We start from the raw sequence: 7,239 nt of genomic DNA, 5'->3' as shown, positions 1-7,239 counted from the left end.
CTAAAAAAATGCGGTAAAATGCAGTTAATACATTCATCCCTTCAGGATGCATTGGATTTATTGGACGCCTTTCCGGAGGTCAAAAACAGGGTTCGACTATAACAACACACAATCTGTAATTCGCGCCGTCACCGATTTTGGAGTGCGTGCGGCAAGGAGGGGCCAATAATTGCGGAATGCGGAATGCGGAATGCGGAATATCCAAAGCGGTGTCGCCTGTCGCCCCTTTTTCCTCGGCAGTTGCCACCGCACTCCATAATTATCCCCGGTGCCCTTGCCGCAACCACTTTCATGGTTGCCTGGTCAGAGGGCAATTTCTATCGGTTTGACATTTTTCCGTCTGATGATTTAATAAAAGCATGACGGCAACGTTGGAACAAACTCAGGCTGATCTGCTTAAGCTCATCGGCTTGGCTCAGCAAGGCGAAGAGGTGGTTATTATTGACCATGGGCGTCCGCTCGCACGGTTAACGGCTCTTCCCCCGGCCGCTCCCGCTCCAAACCGCCAAGCCTGGCTCGCCAAGCTGGCGCGATTACGTGCGACCACTGCCACCGGCAAGCAGACTCCCACCACCGAACAAATTCTTGACGATCTGCGTTCCGAGCGAGGTTGAATGAGCTATTGGGACACATCCACGCTGGTAAAACTTTACGCGCAGGAGATGGATTCTCCGGCGTTTGAAGCGTACACCCTGAATTCTTCGAGCGGATTGGTTACCTCGCGAATTACCATTTACGAAGCGCTGGCCACCTTTCGTCGCAAGGAAGCCGAAGGCACGCTGCAACCGGGCACCGCGCCAACCCTGTACAGCGAATTGCTGCACGATGTGGCGGCGGGTGAAGTCAGGATCATCGAACTGGGCGCGGATTTGGAAAATGAATACGGGCAGGTTTTGCGGCTCTGTTATCAGCAAATGCCACTCATACCACTCCGCACGCTTGACGCCCTCCACCTGGCATCAGCGCGAGCCGCAGGCGAAACCGAAGTTGTGGCGACCGACAAGCGAATGCGCGCCGCCGCCAAAATGCTCGGGTTTTCCCTTTTCCCCGCTTGAAAGTATTCACGAGATTGCGGGCGAATTCTGCCACTGTATTTCATCGTTAGCGCCGTTACCGATTTTGGAGTACGTGCGACCCATAATTTCGGAATGCGGAACCCTCCATTGCGGAATTCGGAATGCGGAGTGCGGAATTCGGAATTCGGAATTCGGAATATCCAAAGCGGTGTCGTCTGCCGCCCCCTTTTCCCCCGGCAGTTGCCACCGCACTCCATAATTATCCCCGGTGCCCTTGACGCAACCACTTTCAGGGTTGTCCCGTCACGGTGGATGGTCAACCCAAAGTAGAATCGGCCCTTTTATCCCTGACCGATTCAACCGTTGGGCTTCGATGGCGCAATCCTTTCAGGATTGACCGAAGCATATGGCTAGTGTACTATTAACCCAGATGCGATTGTTGCGACAAATGGCCCGGTGGGCGGTGCGCGGGTGGCAATGCCTGGTGGTGGTGCTGATGATTGTTGGCTCCGTGGTTTGCGCCTTTGGCCTGTACACTGTCCTGATCATCAAAGCGCCGTTTCGCTGGATGGACGAAATTTTTCACCGTCCGGCGGATTGGATGTTTCTGGGTTTCATGCTGCTGGCCATGATTTCGTTTGGTATTTTTATGTTCAAGTTAGGCGAGCACATCTTGCATGCCTTAGCGGACGATAAAACCTCTTAACTGCGGATAAGTGGAATCGGCGTGCGGACGAATAACGCACAGTACTCAAAATGTGTTGGGACTGCGGTTGACTTGGCGGCCGGATTGTGACTAAGGTTCCACCCACAACGATTATGGAAATTAAACACGCAATCATCACCGCCGCGAGCAAAACGCAACGCACCCTCCCATTGCACACGCTCGTGGATAGCGATGGCCACTCCAAGACGGCGCTGGCGATCATCATCGAGGAAATCCTCCGGGCTGGGGTTGAGGATATTGGGGTGGTGATTTGTCCGGGGGATCAGGCCGCTTATGCCGCCGCTGCCGGACCGCACGCCAAGCGGTTGCATTTTATCGAGCAATCGCAGCCACTTGGTTATGGTCACGCGGTGCATTGCGCCCAGGCGTTGATCGGTAACGAGTCGTTTCTGCTGCTGGTCGGCGATCATCTCTATGTCAGCGGCACTCAAAAAGGTTGCGCCCAGCAATTGGTGGAAGTAGCCCGATCTGAAAAGTGTGCGGTGTCGGCCGTGCAGGCAACCCATGAAAGCAAACTGCCCTACTATGGCGCAGTCGGTGGTAAACGGGTCCAGGCCCAACAGCGTCTTTACCAGGTGGACAACGTGCTGGAGAAACCCACTCCGACCGAAGCCGAGCAGAAACTCATCATCCCGGGTTTGCGCGCCGGCCATTACTTGTGTTTTTTTGGCATGCATGTGTTGACGCCGGCCGTCATGGAAATTCTCGGAACGGCGGTCAAGAGCCAGTCGGGCGCGGTGCAATTAAGCGCTGCCCTCGCGCAATTGGCCGGGCGTGAACGCTATCTGGCTTATGAAGTGCAGGGGCGACGGTACGACATTGGCGCGAAATACGGTTTATTGACTGGCCAGTTGGCGTTGTCCCTGGAAGGCAAGGACCGTGAGGAAGTGCTGACCAGCATCGTGGAGTTACTGGCGCAAAAAGCGCGGTAACGATCGGAGACTCCCTCAAGTTGCCGATGGGGGAAAGATTCCGAATACTGGGCTACCCATGGCAAACGTATCGTAACTGCATGACAACTCAGGTTTTGGTAAACGCGCGAGGAACACTCCAAAAAATCGCGGACAATATCGGGCACGTGATGCGCGGACAAACCGCTGCCATTCGCAAGTTGCTTGCTTCCATGGCTGGCGGCGGCCATGTCTTGCTGGAGGATTACCCTGGCACTGGCAAAACCACCCTGGCCAAGGCCTTGGCACGCTCCATGGATGCTGACTTCAAACGGGTGCAGTTTACGCCCGACCTGCTGCCTTCGGACATTCTTGGGGTTTCCATCTACAATCAAAAAGACCAGTCATTTCGCTTCCATGAGGGCCCGGTATTCACCCACATCCTGCTGGCGGATGAAATCAACCGGGCCTCGCCCCGCACCCAATCGGCTTTGCTGGAAGCCATGGCGGAGGCGCAGGTGAGCGTGGAAGGGTTGCAGAAGAAATTGCCGGAGATGTTCTTTGTGATTGCCACGCAGAATCCCGTTGAATTTCGCGGCACCTATCCGTTGCCTGAGGCGCAAATGGATCGGTTTGCCACCAAGTTTTCCCTGGGGTACGTGAGCGCCGTGGAAGAGGCGCAGATTTTGTCCGATCAAACCCGCACGCATCCCATGGACTCATTGAAACCGTGCGCGACCCTGGCCGATGTGCTGGCTTTGCGTGAAGCAGTGAAGACGGTGCGGCTCAGCGATGAATTGCGCAAATACATCGTGGATCTGGTGGCGGCCACCCGGAGCGTGTCCGGAGTGCAACTGGGGGCCAGCCCGCGCGCCTCGCTGGCACTGATGAAAGTGACCCAGGCGCTGGCGCTGTTTGATGGCATGGAATTTGTCGGTCCGGAACAAATTCAGGAAATGGCCATACCGGTGATTGCCCATCGGTTGGTGATGGATCCCCAGGCCCGCTTTTCCGGTCAAACCACGCGCGGCGTCGTCGAAGAGGTGCTGAAAAAAATTCCCGTGCCGAAGTAAGCTGGCCGGGCTTGGTCAACGGAATGGAATACCATGTATCGCTTGCTCTACCGAGCCAACCGAGCGTTATCGTCCCTGATGTACTGGGCGCGCCGTCGGTTCACCCTGGCAGGTTGGGCCATGATGGGCTGTTTGGTGGTGACGGCGATCATGGGTATGAACGTCGAGCGTTCAGTGGCGTACCAAGCGTTTACCCTGTTACTCTCCTTGATGGTGCTGGCCATGGCGGCTGCCTTTTGGTTTCGCGTGCGTTTCACCGCTGAGCGGGTCTTGCCGCGGTTTGGGAGTGTGGGACAACCCTTCCCGTATCGGGTGGTGGTGCGCAACGAGTCCGGACAATTGCAGTCGGGACTATGGTTACTGGAGGAACTGGCCGATCCGCGACCGAACTTCGACGAGTTTGTCGCCCAAAGCAAAGCGCGGGATCGGGAAACCAAATCGTTCCGCATTGTGTTCAAGCGCGCTGGCAAACCGCCTGTGCAACTGGCCAAAATCCGCGAGCAGCCTTTGCCGAACGTGCCCCCCAGCGGTGTGGTTGAGGTCGCCATGGAACTGATGCCGTTGCGGCGCGGGGTGATCCGGTTCACGGGGCTCACGCTGGGACGGCCTGATCCCCTTGGTTTGTTTCGTGCCTTGGTCACGCAACCGCTGCCCAACATGGTGCTGATACTTCCCAAACGCTACCTGCTGCCGCCCATTCCCCTGCCGGGTTCGATGAAATATCAGCAGGGGGGAGTGGCGTTGGCCTCGTCGGTGGGGGAATCGGAAGAGTTTATTTCCCTGCGTGATTACCGTCCGGGTGATCCGCTACGGCATATTCATTGGCGCAGTTGGGCCAAAACCGGCGAACCGATTGTGAAGGAGTTTCAAGATGAATTTTTTGTGCGCCACGCGTTGATTCTCGATACGTTTCTGGATCGTCCCAACAGCCTGGCGTTTGAAGAGGCGGTTTCGGTGGCCGCCTCCTTTGCCTGCACGGTGTTAACCCAGGAATCCCTGCTGGACTTGCTCTTTGTGGGAACGGAGGCGTACTGCTTTACGGCCGGCCGTGGCTTGGCGCATACCGAGCAAATTCTGGAAATCCTGGCGGCGGTGCAAGCCTGCCGCACGCAACCGTTCACCGCGCTCGAAACGCTGGTGCTGGAACACGCCCCGGTGGTGAGCGGTTGTATTGCGGTGCTGCTGGTATGGGATGAAGGCCGGCGGCGGCTGTTGGAGCGGTTGCAGAATCTGGGAGTACCAGTGTTGGTGATGCTGGTGATCGAAGCCGGTGGAACCAAGCCGGACAGCGCGGCTTTGGGATCGCTGGTGGGCCACGTTCAAATACTGGAAGCCGGTCACGTCGCAGAAGGTTTGGCGCGAATGAACTGAATATGCTGAACACCCCCCCATTATTACTTAGCGCGACGCTGATCTTCTGGGGGTGGCAAACCGGTCTTTTGTGGGTGGGACTATTGTTGGGGGCGGTGCTGGAAGGTTCGCGGCTGGTGAAGCACCGATGGGAGTTTGCCAACGAGGAATTCAATCAGTTATGGACCTTGACCACTCTGGCGTTCGTTGCGGTGGCGGCGTATGCCTTGGCCACCAATGAGGGTGTCTCCGCGTTTAACACCTTCTTTAACGCCAATTCATTCGCCGAACGTAACACCGCAATAAACAAGGCCGCCAAGGCCGTCCTCAACTTGATCCAATGGATGCCGATGCTTTTTTTTCCGTTCACCGCCGCGCAAGCCTTTAGCCAGCGGGAGAAGATTGATTTCAAAACCTTTTCCTGGGTGCTACGGCGGCGGGCCGCGAAAATAGGAGCTACTGCCAGCGTCAGTCCGGGCGGGCTCAATACGGCCTATCCGTATTTTGGCATCACTCTGGTTTCGGCTAGTACGACCGCCCAAGCCTCACCGGGGTATTACCTGGGCTTGTGCGCGCTGATGGGCTGGGCGCTTTGGCCCATGCGGTCGCGTCGTGCTCCGGTTTGGGCTTGGCTGTTAGCCGTGGTTTTGGCCAGCGGTCTCGGGTTTGCCGGGCACAAGGGAATTTACCAACTGTACTTTATCGTCAACAACCTTCAGGCGCAGTGGCTTCAAGGATTTGGCGCAAAGGGGTTTGATCCCAAGGAAAGCCGCACCGCCATGGGGCAGATTGGCCGCCTAAAAGGCTCAGGGCGCATCGTTCTGAGAGTGGAGGCTCCGGCGGGAGAACGGACCCCCACGCTCTTGCGCCAGGCGATTTATCAGTATTACCAAGCACCGTATTGGCGGGCCTCTTCAAAGAATTTTGACGCGCTCTACGCGGAGACGAACGAGACGTCCTGGGTGTTTCACCGGGCACCCGCGAGCAATACCGTGCAGATTGCCACCTATTTGGACGACGGAAAGGGATTGCTGTCACTTCCCACCGGCACTCACCGGCTCGAACGTCTGCCGGTGTTCCAGATGGAAACCAATTCGCTAGGTACGGTGAGGGTGGGCGCGGGGCCAGGCTTGGTGATTTTTAATGCCAAATACCAAGCCGATGCCACCTTTGATGGCAACCCGACAACCGAGGATTATGGCGTGCCGGAAAAAGAACTGCCAGCCATTCGACAACTGGTCGCCGAATTGAAACTGGCGGAAGGCGATGACACGCAAAAAGTGCGCAAACTGGAGCGTTTCTTTGCCAGGTATTTTGACTACGGATTTTGGGAAGAACGGGATCTGCCAGTCAAAACCAACCAGACCATCCTGACCCGATTTTTACTGGATACCCGCAAAGGACATTGCGAATTCTTTGCCAGCGCCACGGTGCTGCTCTTGCGGCAGGCCGGGGTGGCGGCGCGTTATACCGCTGGTTACAGCGTGCAAGAAGGAGCGGGGGGCAACCGGTTTGTGGTGCGAGATCGTCATGCCCATGCGTGGTGCCTCTATTATGATCGCGCCGCTCATGTTTGGCGTGATCTGGATACCACCCCCGGCACTTGGGTGCAGGCTGAAGCCGAACGGCGTTCCTTATGGGAGCCAATCAAAGATGGCTGGGATCGTTTGGTATTTGAATTCTCCAAAGTCCGCTGGGGACAATCGGCGCTGCAACAATATCTCAGTCTGGCGTTGATCCCGGTGGTTATTCTGCTCGCGGCGCGGTTCTTGCTGAAGAAACGCTGGCGGCGTCAAAAGTCCAACGTCTTACCGGAAGCCGAACTGACACGGCAGGGATTGGATTCCGAGTTTTACCGGGTCGAAGAAAGACTCGCCGCTCGGGGACTCAATCTGCTGCCAGGGGAAACGCTCAGTGCCTGGCTTGGCAGGGTGGATAAGAACTTGCCGCCGGAGGGACACCTTGATGCCGCTCTGCTGCAACTGCATTACCGATTGCGATTCGACCCGGTGGGGTTGTCCACGCGGGAGCGCGATCAGTTGCGGCAAGGCGTGATGGAATGGTTAAAGCGCATGGACCGCAACCCAAAAACATAACCGGAGCAGACCAGGTTTTCGGAGCGCGCGTTTTCGCGGCTGGATTTTGTCTCACTTTTTTATCGCCAATCGGCCTCGCAATTGCTA

The 7,239-nt window shown here is 56.7% G+C and carries 7 protein-coding genes; all 7 read left to right on the top strand.

The genetic code is table 11. The features are described from left to right. Nucleotides 1-359: 359 nt before the first annotated feature. The 7 genes from WCO56_08680 (at nt 360) to WCO56_08650 (ending at nt 7,152) form a co-directional block, all read left to right on the top strand. On the top strand, nt 360-614 hold the full coding sequence (locus tag WCO56_08680) for a hypothetical protein (GenBank protein MEI7729636.1): 255 nt from the start codon (nt 360-362) through the stop codon (nt 612-614). Next, the gene (locus tag WCO56_08675) at nt 615-1,055 is read left to right on the top strand and encodes a type II toxin-antitoxin system VapC family toxin (protein ID MEI7729635.1); all 441 of its coding nucleotides are present in this window, start codon (nt 615-617) and stop codon (nt 1,053-1,055) included. Nucleotides 1,056-1,422: 367 nt separating this feature from the next. After that, on the top strand, nt 1,423-1,722 hold the full coding sequence (locus WCO56_08670) for a hypothetical protein (GenBank protein ID MEI7729634.1): 300 nt from the start codon (nt 1,423-1,425) through the stop codon (nt 1,720-1,722). Between the two features lie 113 nt (nt 1,723-1,835). Continuing rightward, nucleotides 1,836-2,675, top strand: coding sequence for a sugar phosphate nucleotidyltransferase (locus WCO56_08665; protein ID MEI7729633.1), 840 nt, complete (start codon nt 1,836-1,838; stop codon nt 2,673-2,675). Between the two features lie 80 nt (nt 2,676-2,755). Then, nucleotides 2,756-3,706 (top strand): MoxR family ATPase, encoded by a 951-nt coding sequence (locus WCO56_08660; GenBank protein MEI7729632.1) that lies wholly within the window; start codon nt 2,756-2,758, stop codon nt 3,704-3,706. A 33-nt stretch (nt 3,707-3,739) separates the two neighbouring features. After that, the gene (locus WCO56_08655; GenBank protein ID MEI7729631.1) at nt 3,740-5,077 is read left to right on the top strand and encodes a DUF58 domain-containing protein; all 1,338 of its coding nucleotides are present in this window, start codon (nt 3,740-3,742) and stop codon (nt 5,075-5,077) included. Nucleotides 5,078-5,079: 2 nt separating this feature from the next. After that, a complete protein-coding gene (locus WCO56_08650; GenBank protein ID MEI7729630.1) occupies nt 5,080-7,152 on the top strand; it encodes a transglutaminase domain-containing protein in 2,073 nt (690 codons plus the stop codon). Nucleotides 7,153-7,239 lie beyond the last annotated feature (87 nt).

The sequence above is a fragment of the Verrucomicrobiota bacterium genome, assembly GCA_037139415.1.
Lineage (GTDB): Bacteria > Verrucomicrobiota > Verrucomicrobiia > Limisphaerales > Fontisphaeraceae > JBAXGN01.
The sequence above is the reverse complement of the archived record's forward strand: the minus strand, read 5'-3'. Positions and strand labels throughout refer to the sequence as shown.